The sequence below is a fragment of the Priestia sp. YIM B13551 genome (assembly GCF_042787905.1).
GTDB lineage: Bacteria > Bacillota > Bacilli > Bacillales > Bacillaceae_H > Priestia.
The window spans coordinates 335,529-356,014 of the sequence record NZ_JBHZOX010000001.1; the positions used below are offsets into that span (position 1 = coordinate 335,529).

Sequence of the window (20,486 nt, forward strand, 5' to 3'; positions counted from 1 at the left end):
ACAGCCTCCTTTCTAACTTGTCCAATAGTAGCTTATATATATATAGATTAGAGTTTTATAATTTAGAAGCGGCATTTAGTTAAAAATGCTCATAAACTTTCTTTTCTTTAATACACATGTAACGTTGAGTTCCATAAGGAGGGTTTTAATGGCATCAAAAATGCTTTTTCGAGCCAATGAGATTTTAGAGTCAACGCATGTCCCGTTTTGGGGAAAAGATGCTTTTCAATATTTCCAAAGCGATATATTATCAGAAGAAAATCCATTTCCTTGTATATTAGGGGTAGAAGGCTTTAAAAAAGATTTACTGCGTTTTTCATTTGTGACTACTCCTTATAACTACCAAGATATTAGGAATGCAGCGTCGGCACTTAGAGAATACATAGATACGTTCAAGACCATAGGTCGCTATACATCTTTTGTGTTATTCTTTAAGCCTGAACATAAAGAACGATCAATGGAAGAGTACGAAACGATGTTTTGGGATACGCTGACGTTTCTTCATCAAATTGATCAAAAGAAATGGCCGCAAGACATTCCAAAAGATCCAAAAGATCCATTATGGGAATTTTGCTTTCACGGAGAACCTATTTTTGTCGTATGTAATACGCCTGCTCATTCTTTGCGTAAAAGCCGTAAGAGCAGAGGATTTATGATTACATTTCAGCCTCGGTGGGTCTTTGAAGGTATGACAGGAGATTCAAAAATAGGGCGGCACGTACAAAAGGTGGTCCGCGATCGGTTAAAAACATATGATGACGTATCAGCTCACCCTGAGTTAGGATGGTATGGACAGCAGGGAAACCGAGAGTGGAAGCAATATTTTTTACATGATGATAACAACTATACTACCGGACAGTGTCCGTTTAAATTAAAAAGGAGTGAGCAGCATGGACGTGAAAAAAGCCTCTATTAAAAAAGGAGTTGGCGGAAAGTTTGAAGAAGTAATTAAAGAACTGCTTCCGGCGTATACTGGATACGTTGAAGTACAGCACGATATTGCTTTTCAAACGCACCCATCTCATACGCATCCAACTGATGAAATTCTTCATATACTTGAAGGATCTATTTATTTTACAGTTGAACGTGATACGGTTCTATGTCAGGCAGGAGATCGGATACATTTACCGAAACAAACGGTTCATTCTTCAAAAGCCGGTCCTGATGGGTGCACATACGTTATTTCCATTTTAAAATAAAGACGAAAGAAGATGATGCTTATGCTACGTTCCCGGCCAGTGCTGCTGCTTATCGATGTACAAGAAGGATTTTATTCACCCGAGTGGGGGGAAAGAAACAATTTAGATGCAGAAAAACATATGCTGACGCTGCTGCAAGCATGGAGGCGCCAAGATTATCCTGTCATTCACGTACAGCATGCATCAGGAAATCCAAATTCTCCTTTACACCCAAGTTCGAAGGGGTTTCAGTTCAAAGAAGGATTTGGTCCACAAGAAGATGAATACTTAATTCGCAAACACGTGAACAGCTGCTTCATTGGAACAGAGCTAGACAGTTATTTAAAAGCAAATGGCTATGATACGCTTATCTTAATAGGACTAACTACTAATCACTGCGTCTCTACGACTGCTCGCATGGCTGGAAATCTAGGGTACAGGACGTACGTTGTAAACGATGCAACAGCTTGCTTTGATTGTATGTCCTACGATGGAAAAACAAGGCTTCCTGCAGAAGATGTACATACATTCGCATTGTCTTCTTTGCATGAGGAGTTTGCAACGGTCGTTTCTACAAAAGAGACACTTCAAGTTCTTCAAACCTTTCAATATGCTCAAAATCATAACTGATGTGCATGCGCACATCGGTTTTTTATGTAGATTATGTTTATTAAAAGAAGTAAAATAAAGATAATTCTATACTATAAGGAGTTTGTACATATGATCATTCGTTATGCTAAAGAAGAAGATTTACCTATGCTTGTTGAAATTTATAACCAGTCTGTTCAAACAAGTGCTGCTACTTTTGATTTAACGCCTGTAACAGTAGAGCAAAGAAGGAGCTGGTTTGATAATCACATTAGCAATGAACTTTTTCCGCTTATTGTAGCGGAAAAAGATGGGGTAGTAGCGGGCTATGCTTCGCTTTCTTCTTATCGAGATAAAGAGGCGTACATTCAAACGGTAGAGCTATCGATTTATATTGATAAAAACCAGCAGGGACATGGCATTGGAAAACAGCTTATGAAGCGGATTTTGGAATTAGCTAAAGAGCTCAACCATCACGTTGTCATTTCAGGGATTACAAAAGGGAATGATATCAGTGTCAAAATGCATGAGCAATTTAATTTTACATTTTGCGGAGAATTTAAAGAAGTAGGCTGGAAATTTGATCAGTGGCAAGATGTGCTTTTTTATCAGCTTATTTTATAAGATGTATGACACCTTTACACATTGTAACGTTTTAGTTTCGTGTGTAAAGGTTATTAAAATAATAAGTCGTTTTATTATGTTAATACGAAAGGTGTTAGCTATCATGAATACACATTTTCAATATCAGCATCTAAGAGCTATTCCGAAAAGATGGTCCAAAAAAGAGCTGCATATCCAGCTGAATAGAATCAAGCACAATTCTGAACTATCTACTATAGCAGCAGATCTGCTTTTTCATCTGTTAGAATGTACCCATTCGGGCCTTCAAACTAAACAAGAAATCATAGACTACATCCAAAGCATTCCTACTCATCAACTTCCATCTTTTGTAACCCATTTAAGCAGGTTAATTCAGCATATTTATTATATAGAAGCTGCTGATTACTGTAATCGTCCCCTCAAAGGTTATATGCTTGTTATGAAAAACCAGCCCGCCTATATATCTCTTCATTTTGCTGATCAGATCACATAAAAAAGCTCTCTATTCAAAAGAATAGAGAGCTTTTTTTATTCGTATTTTTTCACTGTTACTTGACATTCTTTTAACGGGATAAGTTTCGACTTTTTCGTCCATTTGTATCCTAACCAAACAATTAAGAATAAAGGAAGTCCGATATAGGAAACAAGTACACCGTACCAGTCAATCGAGTCACCCATAAACGCCGAATAGTTTTGGCCTAAAATAACAACGGCACATAAAATAAAGGCAAAGATAGGGCCAAATGGGAAAAGTTTTGCATGATATGGAAGTTCACTCAAATCATGACCTTGGGCAACAAATGCTCTTCTAAAACGATAGTGGCTGATTGCAATTCCTAACCAAGCAATAAAACCAGACATACCAGAAGCGTTAAGTAACCACGTGTATACCGCACCGTCTCCAAAAAATGAAGCACCAAATGCAAGTGTACCGACAAGTGCCGTTGCGATTAAAGCATTAACCGGAACGCCTCGTTTATTTACTTTTGCTAAGAACCTCGGTGCTTTTCCATCTTTCGCTAAGTTCCACAGCATACGCGTAGAAGCATACATACCTGAGTTACCAGCAGATAAAACGGCTGTTAAAATAACGGCATTGATAGCTGATGCTGCAAACGCCAGACCTGCTCGTTCGAATATTAGAGTAAACGGACTGACCCGCACATCATCACTTGCTAATGAATCCGCTGTGTATGGAATAAGCATCCCAATAACAAAAATAGCTAAAATATAAAATAACAAGATGCGCCAGAAGACTTGTTTAACTGCGCGAGGAACCGTTTTTTCCGGATCTTCACTTTCTCCAGCTGCGACTCCAAGCAACTCTGTTCCTTGGAATGAAAAACCAGCAGCCATAAAAATACCTAAGACAGTAAAGAATCCACCGTGAATGGGTCCATCACCAAGCGTGAAGTTTTTAAAACCTGGTGCTTCATTGTTAAAGATACCAAAAATCATCATAATACCAATAACTAAAAAGATGATAACCGTTACTACTTTAATTAATGAAAACCAAAATTCAGATTCGCCAAATCCTTTTACAGAAAGGTAGTTAAGCCCAAACATAATTAATAAAAACAGGGCACTCCATAAAATAGAAGAAGAGTTTGGGAACCAAAATTTCATAATAAGGGCTCCAGCAGATAATTCAGCTGCAATCGTAATAGCCCAGTTATACCAATAGTTCCAGCCCAGAGCGAAACCAAAGGATGGATCTACAAACCGAGACGCATACGTACTAAACGAACCAGCTTCAGGCATATAAGCTGCGAGCTCCGCCAGGCTGGTCATCAAAAAGTAAACCATGACACCAATAATAGCGTAAGCTAAAAGCGCTCCCCCAGGTCCTGCTGTGTGAATTGCTCCACCACTTGCTAGGAATAAGCCGGTTCCGATGGCTCCTCCTAATGAAATCATCGTTAAGTGGCGAGATTTCAACCCACGTTTTAATTCTTGCTGCTCTTGCATAGATAAATACTCCTTTCGAATGTACGGAAAGAGACGGGATAACATAAAAAAAGCCCGCAGTATATGTGCGCGCTTTTAAATCTGAAAACCGCGTCAACCTTCCGTGAAGATAGCTCTTCACATCACTTGCATGATGTGACAGTTCTGTTCCTGTTCGGAGACAGCCCCAGCTTAAATCAACCGAGAAGTGATCTAAACTTCGGCAATTTTTCCTTTCAAGCAACATCCTCAATGTTCTCTGCATTTCCGTTGCTTTACTATTAAAAACTGCGACCTCTACCTCATCGATTAGGATGAGGGTTTTTTATATTCATTTGACATAAAAGAAGTATATCAAATACTAAAACGATTGTCATTATAAAAAATAGATTCAGAAAATAGAAACATCTTTGAAATCTCTCGAATCTATTTTGTTACATATGGTATAATAAATGTTGTCATAATACTACATAAATATCCGAACGTACCACAGGGGGAGCCGCCGTGCTGAGAGTGAACAAATTGTTCAGACCCTTCGAACCTGTTAGTTAACGCTAGCGTAGGAATGTGGGAATAGTAGCATATATTTGCTTACTCCTGTGTAAACCGTTTGATATGAATGATTCAAAAACAGGAGTGAGAAACGTGAATAAAGCATTACCCTTACAGGCTAAAATTGAAATAGCTATTTTTGCAGCATTAGCACTTCTACTTGATCTTTTGCCTTCCATTAAGATTGCAACGGCTGTGAGTATTTCGTTCTCCATGGTGCCCATTTTTATTATGTGCTTTCGCTGGGGAGTAAAAGGCGGGGCTCTATCTGGTCTATTATGGGGGCTGTTGCAGTTGGCAACAGGAACGGCTTATATTTTAACAGCGCTGCAAACGTTTATTGAATATATTGTGGCTTTTGCTTTTATAGGTTTTGGAGGTGTTTTTTCGCAATCTATTAAAACAAATTTAGCTAACAATAACAGATCAAAAGCTTTTGTTTTGATTGTTTTATCCCTTGTTATCGGCAGCTTCGCACGGTATTTCTGGCACTTTATTGCGGGTATTATTTTCTGGGGATCATACGCGCCAAAGGGCATGTCCGCTCTGTGGTATTCTTTCTCAATGAACGGGATTTCTATGATTGGGTCGTTGCTATCGTGTCTAATCATCCTTTCACTATTAATTCCATCCGCATCAAGAATGATTGTAACTAAATCACACTCATAATAAAAAAGACTAAATCTACCAAGATTTAGTCTTTTTTATTATTTGTCACCTTTGTTTACACAAAAGTGTGTCAGGTTTGATAACATAGTTGGTGAAATATTCAAAAAACTGTTTTATGATAATCACCATATTCAAACGAGATAAGGGATTGATAGCATGCTACAGAAATGGATCACGAGCATAGGTTTAGATATTGGAACAAGCACAACAAAACTGATTGTAAGCAAGCTGCTAGTAGCAAATCAACAAAATCAGTTTACGCTGCCAGGCTGTCAAATTATTGATCGTCGCGTAACGTATGCAAGTTCTATCTATACCACCCCTATGCTAAACGATGTTGAAATCGATGTTCAAAGATTAACGGTACTACTAGAACAAGAGTATAAGAATGCAGGAATCTCCTTAGATCAAGTGGAGGCGGGCGCTGTGATCATTACAGGAGAAACGGCTAGAAAGCAAAATGCAGAAAGTATCGTTCACTATCTAGCCGAACATGCTGGGGATTTTGTTGTTGCAACAGCCGGCGCTGACTTGGAAGGAATATTAGCAGCAAAAGGATCAGGAGCAATCGAACGTTCTGCTGAAACAAATGCAGTAATTGCCAATATTGATGTAGGAGGAGGCACTGCTAACATCGCTTTATGTCAAAATGGAAAAGTGATAGAAACGTTTACACTGCATGTAGGCGGGAGATTAATTCGACTAAATGAAGACGGTCTTGTTACCTACGTTTCGTCTCATTTAACTGAATTTTTGAAAAATAATTCTTTAACACTGCGAGAAGGTGAAAAAGCAACATTTGAAAAGCTCTCGTCTATCTGTCAATTACTAGCTGAAGAAACCATGAATTATGTAAAAGCGCTGAATCAAAATTCCTCGCTGCTCGTTTCTCCTCATACAAGATCTTCTATACCTCCTGAAACGATCATGGTTTCAGGAGGAGTAGGAGCAATGATGGAGAAGCAAAAGCCAAAAACAGTGAAGGAAGTGGTCATACACGGAGACGTTGGTCCACTTCTAGCATATCATTTTCAATCCATCCAAGTATCTCAAGCCGCTGAGACAACGCGCGCTACTGTCATTGGAGCTGGTATGCAAAATACAGAAGTTAGCGGATCAACCATATACATTAAGTCTAAAAAACTGCCGCTGAAAAACATTCCGATTATAGAAATACCCGTACAGCCAGAGGAGGAGTGGAATCCGCAGCTGTTTCAAGAAAGAGCTCGAGCGTCATGTATGCAGGCTTCAACTATTTTCAGTGCAGAAGATCCTCCCGTTGCTATTGCTTTATCTCATTTTCCTTACTGCAGCTATAAGATGCTGCAAGAATTAGCAAAAGTAATAAGCGCTGAATTTATTGCTTGTTTTAAGAGAGCTAAGTGCCTCGTTGTTTTATGCGAGCAAGATATTGCAAAAGCCTTAGGACAAGCACTAGCTAAACAGAGAAAAGAGTTAGAAATTATTTGTTTAGATCAAATTGATTTTACACACGGAGATTACATCGATCTAGGGTTACCAGTAGCTGGAGAAGCGATCTCCGTTTCCGTTAAAACGCTCGCTTTTTCATCCTAATCCACTAAATATACAAGGAGGAAACGATGTTTAAAACTACACGATTGTTAGGAGAAACATTTTCATTTTATAGCTTAAAAGAAATCATGGCCAAAGCAAACGAAGAGCGTTCTGGAGATCAGCTCGCGGGAGTTAGCGCTGAGTCAATGAAAGAACGAATGGCAGCAAAGCAAGTCCTAGCTGATATCACACTTGCTGATATTCGAAACTACCCGCTGCTCAGCGCAGATGAAGACAACGTCTCGGCGTTAATCGAAAGTCAAATTGATTCATCGGTTTACGACATTATAAAAAATTGGACAGTAGGGGAGTTAAGAGAATACATCTTATCTGATGAGCATACCGGAGAAGACCTTCTTGCGCTTAGCAAAGGATTAAGCAGCGAAATGATTGCGGCAGCTACTAAAATTATGTCCAATTTAGATTTAATTCAAGGAGCAGCCAAAATAGAAGTGCAAACTACTTGTCAAACGACTATCGGCCAAAAAGGCGTATTGGCTTCAAGAGCCCAGCCTAATCATCCTTCAGATAACTTAAAAGGAATGAGAGCATCTCTCTACGAAGCGTTAAGCTATGGAATTGGGGATGCGGTTATTGGAATTAACCCCGTTATTGACACAACGGATAATATCTACGCGCTTTTAAATGAAACAAAAAATATAATCAATGAATGGTCCATCCCTACTCAAAACTGTGTGTTATCACATGTAACAAGTCAGATGAGAGCAATCGAAAAAGGAGCATCTGCTGACTTGATTTTTCAAAGTTTAGCAGGAACAGAAGCCGGTAATGACTCATTTGGGATTTCACTGTCTATGCTCAATGAAGCAACAGCGTTAATTCATGAAAAAGGTACAGCAAAAGGTCCGAACCGCTGGTATTTTGAAACAGGACAAGGTTCTGAACTGTCAGCAGAAGCTCACTATAATATTGATCAAGTAACGCTCGAAGCTAGATGCTACGGCTTAGCTCGTCACTACAAGCCTTTCTTAGTTAACACGGTTGTTGGATTTATTGGACCTGAATATTTATATAACAGCAAACAAGTCCTACGAGCTGGGCTAGAAGATCACTTTATGGGCAAAATGCACGGCTTGCCTATGGGAGTAGACGTATGTTACACCAATCACATGGATGCTGATCAAAATGACATGGATAATTTAAGTATGCTTCTAGGAACAGCTGGAGTGAACTTTGTCATAGGAGTGCCCATGGCTGATGACTGCATGCTAAACTACCAGTCTCTTAGTTATCATGACATCGCAACGGTACGTAATGTGTTAGACCGTACCCCAACGCCGTTATTTCAAAAGTGGCTTGAAGATCAGCGTATTATGGAAAACGGACGCTTTACATCTAGAGCCGGAGACCCAACTATTTTTATGAATTTGATTTAAGGAAGGTGCTTACTATGATACCAAAGTCAAATCGCGATCCGCTTGAAACACTTAAACAATTTACCCCTGCCCGCATAGGTGTCGGCCGTACAGGAACAAGGCCGCTAACAAAAGACGTTTTATCTTTTCGCACGGATCATGCTGCAGCCGTGGATTCTGTATATGGAGCAGTTTCAGAAGATATTTTAGCTGAGTTTAACCTTTTCACTGTGAATACACGCGTGAAGTCAAAAGAACATTATTTAAAACGGCCGGATCAAGGAAGGTTATTAGCAGATAACGCTAAGAAAGAAATTTTTAAAAACTACGTGCAGCAGCCTGATGTACAAGTAGTAGTCTCAGATGGACTGAGTGCCAAGGCAATCGAAGAAAACATAAGCGACGTGTATCCAGCTTTAATTGACTCCCTGCAGTCATATGGGCTTTGTATCGGGACTTCATTTTTTGTAAAAGGGGGACGAGTTGCATGCATGGATGAAATTGGCGAGATCATAAAGCCAAAAGCACTTGTGCTATTGATTGGAGAGCGACCTGGACTGGTCAGTGCTGAATCAATGAGTGCTTACATGTGCTATGAACCTAGCAAAGGCAAAAAAGAGTCTGATCGTATGGTTATTTCTAATATTCATAAAAGAGGGACGCCTCCTATTGAGGCAGCCGCACATATCGGTACCATGATTGACAAAATGATTAAGCAGCAAACAAGCGGTGTACATCTTATTGTTTAAACATCAAAAGGAGGAGAACGTATGGCGTTACAAAAACAATTAAAACCTATTCATTTATGGGCTATTTCAGTGGGCATGGTTATTTCAGGACAATACTTTGGGTGGAATTACGGGTTTGAACAAGGCGGGATTATTGGGCTTGCAATCGCAACCTTAATTGTAACCGTGTTTTACACAACGTTTATGTTCAGTTATGCAGAGCTTTCAACATCTATCCCACAAGCCGGCGGACCTTCAGCTTATGCAAGAAGAGCACTTGGACCTTTTGGGGGATATATTGCAGGAATTGCCTGCTTGCTTGAATTTATTTTTGCTCCCCCTGCTATTGCAGTGTCAACAGGAGCATACCTACACTTCCTTATTCCAGCCGTTAACCCTGTATACGCAACGGTAGGTGCCTTTATTTTCTTTGTTTTATTAAATTTAATCGGGGTAAAAGAAGTAGCGGTGATTGAGCTTACAGCTACCATTGTTGCACTAATTGGTTTATCTATTTTTTATGTAGCTGGTTTGCCTCATGTACAAACATCGAATATTTTTAATGATCATTCATTTATTAACGGGCCAACAGGGGTACTAGCAGCTATTCCATTCGCTGTTTGGTTTTATCTGGCAATAGAAGGAGGAGCAATGGCAGCGGAAGAAGTGGAAAATCCTAAGAAAAACATTCCTAAAGGATTTATTGGAGCGATTATTACTCTAGCAACCGCAACGTTGTTTACACTATTTGTAACAGCAGGACTTGGCGAAGGAAGCGGGAAGCTAGCCGATTATCCACTTCCACAGGCACTGTCTTCTGTATACGGAAACGGCATTTCAACCGTTGTTGCTATTATCGGCCTATTCGGTTTGATTGCTAGCTTAAACGGAATCATCATGGGATTTTCAAGACAAACCTATGCGCTTGCACGAGATGGGTACTTCCCTAAATTTCTTGCTAAAACGAATAAAAAAGGAGTTCCTGTCGGCGGTTTGTTGATTCCGGGAGCAATCGGCGTGATTTGTGCAGGATCTGCAACATTTGCCAATGCACTTATTATCTTATCCGTGTTCGGAGCAATGATGATGTACTGCATCAGTTTAGTTTCTCTTTTTATTTTACGCAAAAAAGAACCTAACTTGTCTCGTCCTTTTAAAGTAAACTACCCGGTCGTGCCAAGCATTGCCTTAGTATTAGGGATTCTGTGCTTGTACAGCATCATAAAATACAGTGTTCTTACAACAAATTTAATGCTGTTTGGCGTTTCTCTACCTTTAATTTATGTGATTCTTGGAATTTTCCTTCTTTCAATTATTTACTATGTCTTTTATGGCTCTAGACAGCTCAAAAAAGAAGCAGCCAATTCATATCGAGAAGCATCCATTAAATAGGAGAAAAAACGGCTCGCTGTAAAGGCAAGCCGTTTTTCTTGTGAAATTAAAGGGTTGAGCGTTTTTTTGTAGAATGATATACTAGGTCTGTTTGTTGGAAGAATATACATACATTTATATTAGATAAAGAAGGGGCAATTATGATGAACAAACGTAATACAATCATTATCACGGTTGTTTCATCTATTCTGTTATCAGCCTGTCAGCAAGAAGAAACATTAAAAGACGGAAATACAATGATAGTAGAAAAAGATGCAAAAAAAGTACTAAACGAACCAAAAACACAGGTAGAAAGCATTCAATCAATTGATTTAAATAAAGAAGCAATGAGCGGGAAATTTATTACAGCCTGGATGACTGATTACTTTTCAGCGTTTGGAAAAGCAGTGGATCAAAACTCCTTTGATGATTTAAAAGCTTTTTTGAAAGCGGACAGTTCTTTTTATAAAGAGCAGAACCTTCTTGTTGAAAATTTCACACGCCAAGGCATCGAGCAGAAGAAGCAAACGTTTCATATTGTCAATTGGTATGAAGAACCTAACCATGTGTTCAAAATACAAACCCACGAGGAAAGCTTATTAAAGCAGCCGGGTAAAGATCCTTACACTAAAATTTGTGACCGCCTTTATACAGCCGTTTATCAAAACGATACGTTAAAGTTATCGAGTGTAGAACCATTTGACTTTTCATCTAAACCAAATGCAAGCACTGAAACTCCCACTACACAAACAACAGATTTACACGACTACGATGGAAAATGGACCACTGGCAATGATAACGGATCTCCTATCATTCAATTTCTTGCTACATCCAACTCGGAAGCAACGATTAAAATAAATTCGTACCAGCCACCTAGCAAAATCCGCGTGTCAACCGTTGAACAAAAAAATATTCGCTTTGAAAATAACCAAGCAGCCATTAAATATGAAAATGATGGACAAGGAAATAAAGGAACAATTGTCATTACGCTCAAAGAAAATTCCATCTCATTACTTGCTAAAACAGATCAAAATAAAAAGGCAAAGTGGGGAATTCCAAGCGGTGATTACGTGCTCGATACGTTTGAGAATTAAAGATCATTTTAAAAACAGACTAAATTCGGCATTGAGGAGGACACCTTATGCGTAAAAAATGGACGATTGCATTCGTTCTACTGCTGCTAATGGTTTTGACAGCCTGTGAAGAAAAAGAAACAGTTAAGTTATCCAAACCAACCGAACCTTCCTCAGATGAAGTGATCCCAAAAGATCAAGCTAAGTCATCTCTTCCGCCTGATCTTGTATCAGAAAAAAAAGCAGAAAAAACTGCGGTTAAGACGATGAACAAAATTTCAAGTACCTATAAAGAATTAGGCGAAGAGTACGAATGGGAAAATGAATCTAACCCTGCTGATTATGAAACGCTAAAAAAAGCGTTAACGCCATACGCAACTTCATCTTTAATTGCAACAAAGCTAAAAAGTATTTCTACTAATTATTACTGCAAAGAATGCAATATGAGCTTTTTTCCTGATGTAACTCATCTTATTCGATTTGAACTTATTAACAATCACGCTGGGCAATTTTCGGTCTCGGCTATTGAGCCAATTAGTAAAGAAGGAAGCGGTGGACTGACCATCTACATGAATTTTAAATACGTCAATAAGCACTGGAAGTTAAATGAATGGGATGAAGTTACCTATCATCAAAAATACCTCAACATTACGGCCGATGAATATATCGAATACGTGAAGTCAATTAATCCTTCTAGTGATATTTCATACCAAGGTGAAACAACGCGTACAAACGAAAAAGGGGAAAAGGAAGAAATCTTGGTTTTCAAAGAGAACAATACAAAGTATGCCATCAGCAAAAACAGCTCTCAGCGAATCGACGATTTTAAAGAAGATAAAAAAGAAAAAGAAGAGAAGGAAGAAAAAGATTTTAATTTAAAAAGCATCCAAAAAGTTGATCAAGAAACAGCGGATATTTTTATTGAACATTATTTGCGAGATTTAACAAAGTCCATTAACACGAATAAATTTGAACACGTACAGCCTTATATCCAGCGGGATAGTGTTTTGTGGAATGATCAAAAGCAGCTTGTGAAAATGCTGTATGAAAGAGACATTCGAGAAGAACTCGTTGATTATTCGGTATTAGACGTGGAATCTGTGAGTGAAGAAGAGGGCGAAGCGGTCTATACAATCCAAACGAAAGAAGTCATTTCAATTACAACGAACGGTCAAAGTCAGGAAAAAGAGTATTATCGAACCTATACCGTTTCCTACAGCAATAAACAGCTGCACCTGACTAAAATTGAATCACTTTAAAAAACATCACGCTCTGCGTGATGTTTTTTATTTACAAATAAGTTCGCAGGATATTAAGATAATTCTTTCCGATCATCTGCTCTTGGCAGTTTTTCGATCCATCCTTTTTTGATCATTATTCGCCCAAAAGAAGAGATGGTTTTTAAATCCCTTAAAATAGAAGCATCACAATGTCCGGCTACGTCTATTCTCATACTAGTTATCATAGCCGCAGCATAATATGTAGTAGCTAAATGAAACAAAAATCCCGCATGAAATACCATTAGTTTATCAGAAAAAGGGGCTACGTCAGAATTTGTAATTTCAGCATCCATCAAGCGTGGAGACTGCAGGTTTTCTTGTTGAAGTAAGGAAGAAAAAATGTTTATATTCTTACTGGCTGTGTGCGAACATTCCTCCATAAAGCTATGGATATCTTTATCTTTCGTTACCTGTTTGAAGCCATTCACAAGCGCTTTAGCTGCGATACTCTTTTTTAAGTTAAAATAAATATTTCCAGCTTCCATTGAGTTCAGCTGTCTTTTGTCTCCAAATAGGTCCATGACATATCCCCATTCTGTAATCGAGTGACCTCTTTCTGTTTTAGAAAAGTAGGGAGATCGTTGATAAATCCCTTTTGATATAAGAATTTCAATAGATTTATTATAAAGGTCCATCGCATCAATATTGCATTGATAATAATGGTCACGTATATCTTTGCGTGCTGAAACACTAAAAGATATACTATATCCAGCTAATCCATGCATAGTCATTTCGTGTATATATACTAACCAAAAGGTGTCCGTAAACAAAGGAGGAGCATCTAGATTTACATCTTTATCAGTAAAGCCAATCGGCAAATCTAATTTTTCAGCTTTAAAAATATCTCTAAGCACGTGCAAATGTTTTTCAGCCAGTTCTAAAGTAAATTCAAAAAGAGAATAAACCTCAAGGTCTTTGACCTTTGCTAACACATATTTACTAATACAAACAGACATGGTGTCTTGGATGTATTGTGTCCATAAACTTGTAATTTCTGATGACGTCAATCTACTTTTCTGATTTTCCAAAGTCGGTACCTCCAATTATTACCTAAACTCCTACTAGTGTTCCCAAAACATCACTGTTTAACACAGGGTAAAATACTTTAGTTAACTAACGCAAGATAACTCTTCCTTATCAAGCGTTCATATGATAAAGTAGAGAAATAAGCAGAAAACAGAATTTATTTTACATATAATGGATTTTTTGTATTAAAATCTTTAAAAACTGACTTTCTAAATTGAGTTTTGAGAGGTTTTTAAAAACTTTTAATGGTATTTGTTGCAAATTTATAAAAAATCGTTATATCGAATCCTAGATCATTTAAAAGGGATATCGTTGTTTTTAATCATTAGGAGGGGTAAAATGGAAGAATTTGAATTGTCGCCTGCGAAAAATTCGTTTCGCCAACTAAAAGAGCAGTGGGAAGAGGCAGAGCTGTTAGATGAAGATAACAACTTGAATTTAAAGCACGTTTCAGATGAAGAATTTATTCAGCTCTTTTTTTCAATGCGTATTATCAAAAAATCACTTTCTCCTCATACAATCAGATCTTACAATCAAGACATGAAAACGATTCTGTCTTTTTTCTATGAACGAGAGATTACATTAAAATCGATTGGATTTATGGAAGTCAAATTATTTAATGAAGAAATGATGAATCAATATGCCAATCGCACCGCTGCAAGAAAACTAGAATTTTTTAGAAGAATGCTAGAGTTTGGACACGCTACTCATTTTTATCCTTCGCTGTATACGACGTGGATTGAAAAACCATCTATTTCTAAAGGACATTACAGCGACAAGGAAAAACAAAATCGCACCGAGTACCGAGAGCTAACCGACCGCGAAGCCCAGGTGATTGTAAATGCGTTAGAATCAGTCGTGCGCATTCGTCAGCATGAAAAGGAATTCAAAGCGCGCAATCGCTTAATGGGAATGCTTTTGTATATGAGTGGAATGCGTTCAAGTGAACTGCTGAGTTTAAATTGGGGAAGCTTCCGCGAAGACCGTCGCGGAAATTTGGTTGTAGATGTGATTGGTAAAGGAAAAAAAGAACGAACGATTCCTGTGTTTGATGATGTGAAAGAAACGCTTTTCACTTACCGTCAAGCGTTAAATGAAAGCACTGAACTAAGTCCTTTTGACACCGACCCGCTTTTTTACTCCATTAAAGAGTACTATCGTACCGGCGAAAAGAAGCGATTATCCTATACAACGTTGTATCGAACGATTAAATCAGCTGTTTATAAAGTAAAAGGAAACGCGTCTATTTCTCCTCATTGGTTTCGTCACACCTTTATTACAAACAGTTTAGCTAATGACGTTCCGCTTGCTGTTGTGAAGCAAGTAGTAGGGCATTCTTCTATTGCTACAACGAACGTTTATCTTGAAAAACTTCAAGAAGATACGGTATACGACGCGTTTCGAAAATCGGGTTATCGCTAATTACTTATAATATTTTTATGTAAACTAAAAAACATATATTTTCATTTTTACTGCTTATGCGTATGAAATAAGTTGTATAAATGAATAAGTTACTTTTCCTACAATATAATGGTAGAAAGTCGATAAAGGAGGGAGCTACCTATGACGGCTAAACATCCGCTTCACTACCATTTCGGAGAAGTAACGGAGCTTTTTCATTACATATACGAAGTTTGTGAAACAGCAGGTATTTATATTGACTGGAGCGGAACAGCCCAAACCGTTCAGCTATATCGAAGCGAAGAATCTTTTTTATCCGGAGAACGCTACATCGGAGCGATTCAGTATGAGGGAAGCAATCAGTTTCAAAAAAGATGGCCTTCTACCGTCAGTTTGAGATTTCGACGTGCGAACTTGTCGTTTATTTTAAAATATTGTTTAGAACAAATTGAAGACTACCGCAAAGACACGAACAAAGAACCCTTCATTAATCCAAATGCAGAATCCATCGCGTTTAAATTCACCTCTTTAACAGATGAAACCAAACAAGTGATTTCAAAAATCAAAGAAGTACTATGCATCGCCAACTACGTGTAAAACCCCGCAGAATGTTAGCTGTGGGGTTTTGGGGATTTAACTAAGGTCTTCTGTTTCTTGAAGCAATTGTTCCGCGCGGCATTCAAGTTTTTGTAAAGTTTCGGTATAAATTTTCACCTGCTGCTCGTTTAGCTGGGATGTTAATTCGGAAAATACCTGTTCTACAGCAGGCGTTACTTCTGCTTTTAAACGCAGGCCATCTTCTGTTATTTGAATAAAAAACGAGCGGCGATCTTCTGGATTTCTGATACGCTGAATCCAATTTTGTTTTTCTAGTAAATCTAAAATTTTAGTCAGCGTCGCTTGATCTTTATCCGCTCGTTCAGCTAATTGTTTCTGCGTACTATATTCAGCTTCTGATACGCGTTTTAAAACGGTCCACTGTTCTGGCGTAATCCCAAAAGGGCGCAAGCGTGCGGCAACTACTCTGCTTAAGCGCTTACTTGTACGAACTGTGGGAATGCCGAACATTTCTTCTAACGATTCCATATAAAACCTCCTGCATACATACATGCTGTGATTATATCAGCTGTTTTTATTTCTGTAAATTTGTTTGTAAAGAGGAAGCTTTATAAAAATAAATTTACAGAATAAATTGCAAATACACTAGACTTATTGTGTGTATCCTTGTAATCTAGTGTAAGAATAGTTAAACTTTTTCAAAAACAGTAGGGGGTACACACATCCATGATTAAAGCGGTATTTTTCGACTTAGATGACACGCTACTTTGGGACCAAAAAAGCGTAAAAGAAGCATTCGTTGCAACATGTACATATGCAAGTGAGAAATATAATTTAAAACCTGAAGAACTAGAAGAAGCGGTGCGTAAGGAAGCAAGAGAATTATATGCTTCGTATGAAACCTATGAGTTTACGCAAATGATTGGCATTAATCCATTTGAAGGATTATGGGGAAAATTTTTAGACGATCATGATGAATTCCGCAAAATGAAAGATATTGTTCCTACTTATCGCAAAGAAGCTTGGACTCGAGGTCTTCGTGCCCTAGGAATTCACGATGATGCTTTTGGAGCAGAGCTAGCTGAGCGTTTTCCATTAGAGCGCCGCAAAACACCGTTTGTATACGAAGAAACGTTTGAAGTACTTGATCAATTAAAAGGAAAGTACAAGCTGCTGCTGCTAACAAACGGTTCACCTGACTTACAAAATACCAAATTAGATATTACATCAGAACTAGTTCCATATTTTGATGAGATTGTGATTTCAGGTGCATTTGGCCGCGGTAAGCCTGATCCATCTATTTTCGACCATGCTTTATCACTTATGGATTTAAAGAAAGATGAAGCGATTATGGTTGGAGATAATTTAATGACAGATATACTGGGTTCTTCTCGCGTTGGAATGAAATCTGTATGGATTAATCGTCACGATAAAGAGCGAAATGAAGTCATTCCTACTTATGAAATTACCCATTTAAGTGAACTGCATTCAATTTTAGATGAACTAAATTCATAATACGAACAAACAAAAAAGAGGCGGAAATCGTCTCTTTTTTGTTATAAAAATAAGCACAGCAGTCTTTGCAGGTCCTATATCCGTTCCAAATCTCACTGACTTCATTCACATTGTACTAATCTTATCCTTGATTACCAGATGAATACCATATAGCATAGTATATAGACTAGTCATTGGAGGAATAACATGAAGAAAATAGTTACCAGAAGCCTTGTAGCTGCTGCTTTGTTCACAAGTCTCGCCGCTTGTGAAGACAAACAAGGCGATACGCACGTCACTTACAAAACCCCTCAACCTAAACATGCCCCGGGAACAGACACCATTTCAGCAACAGATGAAACGATGGCCCCTGTAAGTCGGGTAGCTCAAGAAGATGAAACCGATGATCGATTAGCATTTGGAGAACGATCAAAACACGGTCAATATTATGTGTCCACAACGGATGCGCAATTTTATCCTGTTAAAGGATCTAAACAAGTAAACACCCAGTACATTGTCGTATCCGTTCAGTTTCAGCGAACACCTAATGAACATTCGACTGTAGTATTAAACGACACAACGTTTACATTACAAGATACAGTAACTCATCAAACTTACGGACCGTCTGATGGAGGGAATTTGGAAATGGAAACCCCTTATATTCTATGGACAGCATTTTCATCACCATCACTATCTGACGATGAACCAATCAACCTCGATGTCGCATTTAGAATTCCCAAAAAGGCCAACCATACGTATAATCTGTTAATCACACAGCAATCCGAACGAGCGGATGTGTTTAAGCTTGAAGAAGCCAAACAAGATTATTAATTACATACAGAAAAAACGCCCGTCTTTTGTTTTATCGAAAAAGAGGGGGTTTTTTGTAACATCATCTTGTTTCTCATAGAAAGCGTTAACGATACTACAACCCCTGAATAAAAAGAAGGAATATACAAGGGAAGCGGAGTAAACGATAGACACAAAAAGAAAAAGAGAATAGACATAAAGCGCGTTAGTGTAGTCAAGTTCAAAAAGAACGTGTATCATTGTAACTGCTGGTAATAAAAGATAGACATAAAATATAAATAAAAAAGTTATGAGAAAGGAAAAGGTGCGTACATCACGTTAAAGACATATGAATCATAAACATACAAAAACAACTACTGAATTTAGTAATAAAAAAATAAACATGCATTTAAATAGAAAGCTATCAGCCGCTATTATAGCTGCGTTTCTTTTTACTTTACTTTTTTGTTTTATGCCAGGTATAAAAGAGTCAATTCCCAATTTTTCTATTAAAAAAACCAGTCCGCATTTCATTGATTTATTTCCTTTATGCCTTTTATTTTTTACACCCTTCTTTTTAATAATGGGGACGTTAGGCACGGTTATCGTTGATTTATTAGTCAGTGCTTTTGTAAAAGACCGTAGTAAAAAAATTGATTTTATCATGTCATTCATATTTCACGCCATTTTTGGGTTATTAATGTTTGAATTCGGAATGATGGGCGTCATTCTTATTTTTATTGTTGATCGCATTCTTTCAATCCGTAAAGAAAACTATTCTTATTTATCCCCACTGGGTTGCTTAGTACTGTCGGCCATTATTGGAACTCTCGTCTACTTCATTTTTACTATCGTTTAATAAAAAATAATAAAAAAGAGACCCAATTGTTAGACTATATCTAACTTTTCAGGGTCTCTTTTTTGTTTTTTCTTGAAAGTTTGATTTACTATGCTATCGTTTGATAAATCAAAAAGATATTTAAACAAATGACTAATGCAGCTATCACCCAAGCTACAGTGGTTGTTGCTTTATGATTAACCAATCCGCCCATGATTTTTTTATTACTCGTAAACATAATAAGAGGAACGAGCGCAAAGGCAATTCCGAACGATAAAATAACTTGACTGACAACTAGTGCACTTGTTGGATTTACGCCCAATCCGATAATCAAAAGCGGCGGAATAATTGTAATGAACCGGCGAAGATATAAAGGAATTCTGCGTTTAATAAATCCTTGCATGATGACATCTCCAGACATTGTTCCGACCGAAGAACTTGAAAGTCCTGAAGATAATAATCCAACTCCGAACGCAATAGCTGCAAAGGGACCAATTAAATGTTCAAATTGTGTAAAAGCCACGTCCAAATCTTGCACGTTTAGTCCGTTTTTAAAGAATAGAGCGGCTGCGACAATCAGCATGCTTGCATTAATTGCACCAGCGATAATCATGGCAATCACAATATCAATAAATTCAAAGCGGAAAATCGCTTTTTTCTCCGATTCTGTAGTTCCTACCACGCGGCGCTGCGTAAGAGCTGAGTGCAAATAAATCGCGTGTGGCATAACTGTAGCACCCAAAATCCCAGAAGCTAACAGCACGCTGTCTGTTCCGTGAAACTGAGGGACAAATAAGCCGTGGACAACACTTGCGCCGTCTGGATGCGCAAGAAACATTTGAGTCCCAAAAGCTAATACCACAATAAAAACCATCGCCGCAATAGCTGCTTCTAGCAGTCGAACACCTCGTCTTTGTAACTCTAAAATAGCAAAAGAGCCTACCGCTGCGATAAGTGCAGCTGGGAACAGAGGAATATGAAATAATAAATAAATTCCAAGAGCAGCCCCAATAAATTCTGCTAAATCCGTCGCCATAATGACCAATTCTCCTTGGATCCAAAGCCCAAAAGAAACGAAGGACGGGAAGTGTTCCTGTGCTATCTCGGGTAAATTCAAGCCCGTTGCAATCCCTAATTTAGCTGATAACGATTGAATTAAGACAGCCATTAAGTTAGAAATTAATACAACCCAAAGCAGCATGTATCCGTATTGAGAGCCTGCTGCAATATTAGTAGCAAAATTACCTGGGTCAATATAAGCAACCGCTGCGATAAAAGCAGGCCCTAAGAAAGGTAATAATCGCTTAATTCCTTTTGTTTTACCCGACAATACGTCTTGAGCACTTAGCTGCATAGCTGATAATGCTTTACTGCCGTTTTGATCTTTCATGTCTAGTGCTCCTTTCTTTGATGAACAATAAATAGCCCAAGCTAATTTTT

General features: G+C 38.1%; 21 protein-coding genes and 2 riboswitches. Of the genes, 17 read left to right on the forward strand and 4 right to left on the reverse strand.

Features of this window, described 5'->3' with window-relative positions:
- Positions 1 to 148: 148 nt before the first annotated feature.
- The 5 genes from ACFX4N_RS01760 (at position 149) to ACFX4N_RS01780 (ending at position 2,862) form a co-directional block, all read left to right on the forward strand.
- Positions 149 to 916, forward strand: coding sequence for a YqcI/YcgG family protein (locus tag ACFX4N_RS01760; RefSeq protein WP_013057237.1), 768 nt, complete (start codon positions 149 to 151; stop codon positions 914 to 916).
- Positions 891 to 1,199, forward strand: a complete 309-nt coding sequence (locus ACFX4N_RS01765) for a cupin domain-containing protein (protein ID WP_013057236.1) — start codon at positions 891 to 893, stop codon at positions 1,197 to 1,199. Before ACFX4N_RS01760 ends, ACFX4N_RS01765 begins: the two co-directional genes overlap by 26 nt.
- 21 nt (positions 1,200 to 1,220) lie before the next feature.
- The gene (locus ACFX4N_RS01770) at positions 1,221 to 1,808 is read left to right on the forward strand and encodes a cysteine hydrolase family protein (protein ID WP_013057235.1); all 588 of its coding nucleotides are present in this window, start codon (positions 1,221 to 1,223) and stop codon (positions 1,806 to 1,808) included.
- A 90-nt stretch (positions 1,809 to 1,898) separates the two neighbouring features.
- Entirely contained in the window at positions 1,899 to 2,390 is a 492-nt protein-coding gene (locus tag ACFX4N_RS01775) for a GNAT family N-acetyltransferase (RefSeq protein WP_029322018.1), read from the forward strand.
- A 103-nt stretch (positions 2,391 to 2,493) separates the two neighbouring features.
- Positions 2,494 to 2,862, forward strand: a complete 369-nt coding sequence (locus ACFX4N_RS01780; protein WP_057273260.1) for a hypothetical protein — start codon at positions 2,494 to 2,496, stop codon at positions 2,860 to 2,862.
- 35 nt (positions 2,863 to 2,897) lie between these two features.
- Here ACFX4N_RS01780 and ACFX4N_RS01785 read toward each other — a convergent pair whose 3' ends face one another.
- Complete coding sequence (locus ACFX4N_RS01785) at positions 2,898 to 4,337, reverse strand: amino acid permease (RefSeq protein ID WP_013057233.1); 1,440 nt, start codon at positions 4,335 to 4,337, stop codon at positions 2,898 to 2,900.
- 102 nt (positions 4,338 to 4,439) lie between these two features.
- A riboswitch (Lysine riboswitch) is annotated at positions 4,440 to 4,624 on the reverse strand.
- A gap of 174 nt (positions 4,625 to 4,798) precedes the next feature.
- A riboswitch (TPP riboswitch) is annotated at positions 4,799 to 4,899 on the forward strand.
- A 32-nt stretch (positions 4,900 to 4,931) separates the two neighbouring features.
- Here ACFX4N_RS01785 and thiT point away from each other — a divergent pair.
- The 7 genes from thiT to ACFX4N_RS01820 all read left to right on the forward strand — a co-directional run bounded on the left by thiT (position 4,932) and on the right by ACFX4N_RS01820 (position 12,919).
- Positions 4,932 to 5,537 carry an energy-coupled thiamine transporter ThiT gene (gene thiT / locus ACFX4N_RS01790; protein WP_057274123.1) on the forward strand — a complete coding sequence of 202 codons (606 nt, stop codon included), beginning with the start codon at positions 4,932 to 4,934 and terminating at the stop codon, positions 5,535 to 5,537.
- 156 nt (positions 5,538 to 5,693) lie between these two features.
- Entirely contained in the window at positions 5,694 to 7,112 is a 1,419-nt protein-coding gene (locus ACFX4N_RS01795) for an ethanolamine ammonia-lyase reactivating factor EutA (protein WP_192100393.1), read from the forward strand.
- Positions 7,113 to 7,138: 26 nt separating this feature from the next.
- Positions 7,139 to 8,509 (forward strand): ethanolamine ammonia-lyase subunit EutB, encoded by a 1,371-nt coding sequence (locus ACFX4N_RS01800; protein ID WP_029322014.1) that lies wholly within the window; start codon positions 7,139 to 7,141, stop codon positions 8,507 to 8,509.
- Between the two features lie 14 nt (positions 8,510 to 8,523).
- Positions 8,524 to 9,237 carry an ethanolamine ammonia-lyase subunit EutC gene (gene eutC / locus ACFX4N_RS01805; protein ID WP_057273258.1) on the forward strand — a complete coding sequence of 238 codons (714 nt, stop codon included), beginning with the start codon at positions 8,524 to 8,526 and terminating at the stop codon, positions 9,235 to 9,237.
- Between the two features lie 21 nt (positions 9,238 to 9,258).
- A complete protein-coding gene (gene eat / locus ACFX4N_RS01810; protein ID WP_057273257.1) occupies positions 9,259 to 10,608 on the forward strand; it encodes an ethanolamine permease in 1,350 nt (449 codons plus the stop codon).
- A 143-nt stretch (positions 10,609 to 10,751) separates the two neighbouring features.
- Positions 10,752 to 11,681 (forward strand): TcaA NTF2-like domain-containing protein, encoded by a 930-nt coding sequence (locus ACFX4N_RS01815; RefSeq protein WP_223268902.1) that lies wholly within the window; start codon positions 10,752 to 10,754, stop codon positions 11,679 to 11,681.
- Between the two features lie 47 nt (positions 11,682 to 11,728).
- Entirely contained in the window at positions 11,729 to 12,919 is a 1,191-nt protein-coding gene (locus tag ACFX4N_RS01820; RefSeq protein WP_057273255.1) for a TcaA NTF2-like domain-containing protein, read from the forward strand.
- Between the two features lie 53 nt (positions 12,920 to 12,972).
- Here the strand turns inward: ACFX4N_RS01820 and ACFX4N_RS01825 are convergent, their stop codons facing one another.
- Positions 12,973 to 13,968: a DUF3231 family protein gene (locus tag ACFX4N_RS01825; RefSeq protein ID WP_041816568.1), complete on the reverse strand. Its 996-nt coding sequence runs from the start codon at positions 13,966 to 13,968 to the stop codon at positions 12,973 to 12,975.
- 337 nt (positions 13,969 to 14,305) lie between these two features.
- Between ACFX4N_RS01825 and ACFX4N_RS01830 the strand changes: the two genes are divergently transcribed.
- Both ACFX4N_RS01830 and ACFX4N_RS01835 read left to right on the forward strand, forming a co-directional pair.
- A complete protein-coding gene (locus tag ACFX4N_RS01830; protein WP_211078969.1) occupies positions 14,306 to 15,388 on the forward strand; it encodes a tyrosine-type recombinase/integrase in 1,083 nt (360 codons plus the stop codon).
- A gap of 141 nt (positions 15,389 to 15,529) precedes the next feature.
- On the forward strand, positions 15,530 to 15,964 hold the full coding sequence (locus ACFX4N_RS01835; RefSeq protein ID WP_013057224.1) for a hypothetical protein: 435 nt from the start codon (positions 15,530 to 15,532) through the stop codon (positions 15,962 to 15,964).
- A 36-nt stretch (positions 15,965 to 16,000) separates the two neighbouring features.
- Here the strand turns inward: ACFX4N_RS01835 and ACFX4N_RS01840 are convergent, their stop codons facing one another.
- Positions 16,001 to 16,453 (reverse strand): MarR family winged helix-turn-helix transcriptional regulator, encoded by a 453-nt coding sequence (locus ACFX4N_RS01840; protein ID WP_301264363.1) that lies wholly within the window; start codon positions 16,451 to 16,453, stop codon positions 16,001 to 16,003.
- 198 nt (positions 16,454 to 16,651) lie between these two features.
- Here ACFX4N_RS01840 and ACFX4N_RS01845 point away from each other — a divergent pair, with 198 nt between their 5' ends.
- The 3 genes from ACFX4N_RS01845 (at position 16,652) to ACFX4N_RS01855 (ending at position 19,067) form a co-directional block, all read left to right on the forward strand.
- Positions 16,652 to 17,440, forward strand: a complete 789-nt coding sequence (locus ACFX4N_RS01845; protein ID WP_057273252.1) for an HAD family hydrolase — start codon at positions 16,652 to 16,654, stop codon at positions 17,438 to 17,440.
- Between the two features lie 186 nt (positions 17,441 to 17,626).
- Positions 17,627 to 18,250 (forward strand): hypothetical protein, encoded by a 624-nt coding sequence (locus ACFX4N_RS01850; RefSeq protein WP_244659687.1) that lies wholly within the window; start codon positions 17,627 to 17,629, stop codon positions 18,248 to 18,250.
- 541 nt (positions 18,251 to 18,791) lie between these two features.
- The gene (locus ACFX4N_RS01855; RefSeq protein WP_225518957.1) at positions 18,792 to 19,067 is read left to right on the forward strand and encodes a hypothetical protein; all 276 of its coding nucleotides are present in this window, start codon (positions 18,792 to 18,794) and stop codon (positions 19,065 to 19,067) included.
- An 88-nt stretch (positions 19,068 to 19,155) separates the two neighbouring features.
- On the opposite strand, the gene ACFX4N_RS01860 is transcribed toward ACFX4N_RS01855, so the two are convergent.
- Positions 19,156 to 20,436: an Nramp family divalent metal transporter gene (locus ACFX4N_RS01860; RefSeq protein ID WP_029321999.1), complete on the reverse strand. Its 1,281-nt coding sequence runs from the start codon at positions 20,434 to 20,436 to the stop codon at positions 19,156 to 19,158.
- Between the last annotated feature and the right edge of the window lie 50 nt (positions 20,437 to 20,486).